We start from the raw sequence: 2,396 nt of genomic DNA, 5'->3' as shown, positions 1-2,396 counted from the left end.
GGCCAGATCGCTACCACGAGCGTAACCACGCTGTTGCAAATCAGCGCATTAGCGGTAGTAACGATATCTGGAAAAAGAAAGTGGGCTATCACCGGCGCTCAGTGGCTGAAACGGCCATGTTCCGGTTCAAAAGGCTTCTGTGTGGTCATCTAAGTCTGAGAGACTACGATGCTCAGGTGGGTGAAGCCATGGCCATGGTCAAAGCGCTTAACCAGATCACGCTATCAGGAATGCCGAACAGTATTCGCATCACGTAACAATCGACCCTTATGGGGCGCAGTCGTTACAAGTTCTGATTTATTCAACAACGCCGTGAATATCATCGGGGTTATGGCGCTAAGTCTGGTCAACCGCAAATTGGTACAGCACTTTACGCTGGAAATATTAGTAAAATACGCCACGCGGATCGTGGCATTGTCCATGCTGGTTATGGCGGTGGCCGTCAAGATGCAGTGGGGCGGTAGCCTAGCTATCGTGGTGTTGGTGTTTATTTTTTTTTCCATGAACGGCATCGTGGCTGCAACCTCCACCGCAGCAGCGCTGGACGCCATGCCGACCATGACCGGTTCGGCCTCGGCGTTGATCGGCGCATTACAATACGGAAGCGGTATTATCTCCTCGCTGTTGCTGGCGTGGTTAAATGATGGTACTCCGTGGACCATGGCATGGATTATGGCGTTGTTTACCGCCGCCAGTGCCGCGATGGTGGCCGGCGTCGGCGCTAAACCGGTATCAGAAGAATAACGTTAAGGATCAGGGGATGAATGTTATTTTCGATATGGATGGCACGCTGATTGATTCTGTGCCTGGCATACGCGCCAGTCTTGCCTACGCGCTGGATCAGCAAGGGCATAGGTTGACCGAAGAAACAGACATAACCGCCTTGATTGTGCCCCCGATGGATCAGATTGTCGCGACGCTGCTGGCGCCGTTTGGGGACGATCGTGTGGCGCAGACGGTGACGCTCTATCGTGAACATTATGGTCGCGTCTGACTACTTCAAGGATTGATGTATCCCGGCATTCAGCAGGTGCTTCAGACGCTGCACGCCGAGGGGCATCACCTGTTTGTCGCCACCTACAAATGACAACCCTTTGCTGAACGAATGCTGGCGCGTATCGGCATCAGTGCGCTGTTTGACGATATTCTCGGTACACCGTTGGATGGCAGTATGGACGATAAGCGATTGCTGGTCGCGCACCTGCTAGTCAAGCAGGGGTTGTTGCCTTCCTCATCGGTCATGGTCGGCGATCGTAAAGAAGATATTGTTAGTGCACAGCATAACCATCTGTTGTCGATTGGTGCACAGTGGGGATATGGATCGCTGCAAGAGTTGACCAGCAGCGGCGCACATCGGCTGTGCCAATGGCCTGCGGATTTGCATCCTGCTATTGATGCGCTAGCCCTGGCGTCCAGGCGTTAATATCGGAGCAAGATCACGGTCTGGATTATCAACGCGTTTTAGCCTTGGCATTCGGGTTTAATCGGGTGAATGCGAGGAAAGGGAATGGCGGTTCCACAAGATAAAGCCGCGTTGTTAGCGGTAATCAACAGCGAATTCAGTAAGCTGTGCAGTGAATTTTCGTAGGTGCCAGCTGCATTAGTGAATGAACAAATCCTGCCGGGACACGCGAAGGACACGTTGATGAGCGTGAACAACCTGGCGGCCTATCTGTTGGGTTGGAACGAATTGGTGCTGAAATGGTTGGCGCGGGATGCTGCCGGTCAGCCTATTGATTTTCCAGAAACTGGCTTCAAATGGAATGCGTTGGGACGGTTGGCGCAAAAATTCTATCACTATTATGAAGCATTCCCTTTCACTCAGGTGATTGAGCGTCTGATCGCCGATCAGGCACACATTGTTGCTCACATCAACGCCAGCAGCAATGAGCAACTTTATGGCTAGGCATGATACGGAAAATGGACCCAAGGCCGCATGATCCAGTTCAATACCGCTTCCCCTTATAGCAATGCGCGGGGGCGTTTGCGTAAATGGCGTAAGGGGAAAGGCTATTAGTACATTCAAAACAGATGCAATGATCATTTGATTTCCAAATGGAAACTAATTTACTATGAATATCCTATTTAATAGCTATACCCGTGATCATTGAAGATGCTTGATTTTACGCGGTAAGAAGATCATGCTCACCCACTATGAAGATATTTATTACCGACAAGCAAAAAGTCGAACTCGAACACCTTCATGACACCAGTCGTGATAAGCGTGTTTGTGATCGCATCAAAGCCGTCCTGCCGGCCTCCGAAGGCTGGAGCTCTGCGATGATTGCGCAAGCTCTGCGTCTGCACGAAACGACGGTAAACCAACATATCAACGATTACGTCAACACTCGCAAACTTAAACCTGAAAACGGTGGGTCTGCAAGTCGGCTTTGTGC

General features: G+C 51.0%; 3 protein-coding genes and 3 pseudogenes. All 6 read left to right on the top strand.

Annotation, left to right across the window (positions count from 1 at the left end):
- A pseudogene (locus QZ506_RS03545) lies at positions 1–257 on the top strand (IS5/IS1182 family transposase); the annotation flags it as partial.
- 52 nt (positions 258–309) lie between these two features.
- Positions 310–744, top strand: a pseudogene (locus tag QZ506_RS03540) (Bcr/CflA family drug resistance efflux transporter); the annotation flags it as partial.
- Between the two features lie 16 nt (positions 745–760).
- The gene (locus QZ506_RS03535; RefSeq protein ID WP_291969105.1) at positions 761–994 is read left to right on the top strand and encodes an HAD hydrolase-like protein; all 234 of its coding nucleotides are present in this window, start codon (positions 761–763) and stop codon (positions 992–994) included.
- A 111-nt stretch (positions 995–1,105) separates the two neighbouring features.
- Positions 1,106–1,423, top strand: coding sequence for a hypothetical protein (locus QZ506_RS03530; RefSeq protein ID WP_291969103.1), 318 nt, complete (start codon positions 1,106–1,108; stop codon positions 1,421–1,423).
- Between the two features lie 84 nt (positions 1,424–1,507).
- Positions 1,508–2,017: pseudogene (locus tag QZ506_RS03525) on the top strand (ClbS/DfsB family four-helix bundle protein).
- A gap of 137 nt (positions 2,018–2,154) precedes the next feature.
- On the top strand, positions 2,155–2,396 hold a 242-nt coding region (locus tag QZ506_RS03520), incomplete at its 3' end, for a helix-turn-helix domain-containing protein (RefSeq protein ID WP_291969102.1).

Origin of the sequence: Candidatus Symbiopectobacterium sp. (assembly GCF_020054415.1) — a bacterium.
GTDB lineage: Bacteria > Pseudomonadota > Gammaproteobacteria > Enterobacterales > Enterobacteriaceae > Symbiopectobacterium.
Note: the sequence above shows the minus strand (reverse complement) of the source record. Positions and strands in the feature narration are given on the sequence as shown.